Consider the following 1378-nt stretch of genomic DNA (forward strand, 5'->3'; position numbering starts at 1 on the left):
ATGGGGCCTGAGAAGGCGGCGTATCGTGGCGGGTGTCAAAGCCTGCCAGAACCTCCCGAAGGAGCGATACGCCTTGGAAGACGATATCACGATCACCCCGCTTCACCAGCCCGGATCTGTCATCGATCCGCTCACCGAGATCGCGCGCGATGGCGCCCGGCAGATGCTGGCGGCAGCGCTCAGGGCTGAGGCCGCGAGCTTTGTCGCGCAGTTCGCGGATGAGCGCCTGCCCGACGGCCGGCAGCGCGTTGTCCATCACGGCACCGGCCCTGAACGGAACATCCAGACCGGGATCGGGCCGATTCCTGTGCAGCGCCATAAGGTGCGCGACCGGGCAACGGACGCGTCGCCGGAGGACACGTTCCGGTTCAGTTCGCGCATTCTGCCGAAATGGGCGCGCCGTTCTCCCAGTCTCAATGCTCTGCTGCCGGTTCTTTACTTGCGCGGCGTCTCGACCGGGGACTTTCAGGAGGCCCTGAGCGCACTGGTTGGCTCAGACGCGCCGAACCTGTCGCCTGGCGCGATCTCGCGGCTTACCGGTGAGTGGCAAGCCGAGCATGATCGCTGGCAACGAAGGGACCTTTCGGCCCGGCGCTACGTCTACGTCTGGGCTGACGGCGTCTATCTTCAGGCCCGGATGGAGCCGCAGGCCGAATGCATGCTGGTGATGATCGGGGCGACGCCGGAAGGGAAGAAGGAGCTGCTGGGGTTCCAGGTCGGGGTCCGTGAGAGCGCGCAGAGCTGGCGCGAACTGCTGATCGATCTCAAGGCCCGCGGCCTTTCGGCGCCACCCGACCTCGCGGTCGGAGACGGTGCCCTCGGCTTTTGGAAGGCGCTGGATGAGGTCTTCCCCGACACGCGCCACCAGCGCTGCTGGACCCACAAGATGTCCAACGTCCTGAACAAGCTTCCGAAGTCGATGCACCCGGCAGTGAAGACCGACCTGCGGGAGATCTCGCAGGCCGCGACCCGTGCGGCGGCAGAGACCGCCGTTAATACCTTCGTCGAGAAGTATGGCGTGAAATACGAGAAAGCCGTCGTCTGCCTGACCAAGGATCGAGAAGCACTGCTGGCCTTCTACGACTTCCCGGCCGCTCATTGGGACCACCTGCGCACGTCGAACCCGATCGAGAGCGTGTTCGCCCCCGTCCGCCATCGCACTGTCCGAACCAAGGGCGCGCTGTCTCAGAAGACGGCGAAGCTGATGGTGTTCAAGCTGGTTCAGGCCGCGGCGAAGAAATGGCGTCGGCTGAAGGGCGCGAACCAGTTGCCTCTCGTCGTCGAAGGCGTCAAATTCAACGACGGTGTCGCCGAACAGGATGGCACCGAAAGCCGCGCCGCTTGATCAGCCCGCGTCACCCAAAATCGGCCTTAGCTC

The 1378-nt window shown here is 64.7% G+C and carries 1 protein-coding gene; it reads left to right on the top strand.

The features are described from left to right. Positions 1–73 precede the first annotated feature (73 nt). Positions 74–1345 carry an IS256 family transposase gene (locus PAM7066_RS18410; protein WP_085855656.1) on the top strand — a complete coding sequence of 424 codons (1272 nt, stop codon included), beginning with the start codon at positions 74–76 and terminating at the stop codon, positions 1343–1345. Positions 1346–1378: the final 33 nt, after the last annotated feature.

The sequence above is a fragment of the Palleronia marisminoris genome (assembly GCF_900172315.1).
Classification (GTDB): Bacteria; Pseudomonadota; Alphaproteobacteria; order Rhodobacterales; family Rhodobacteraceae; genus Palleronia; species Palleronia marisminoris.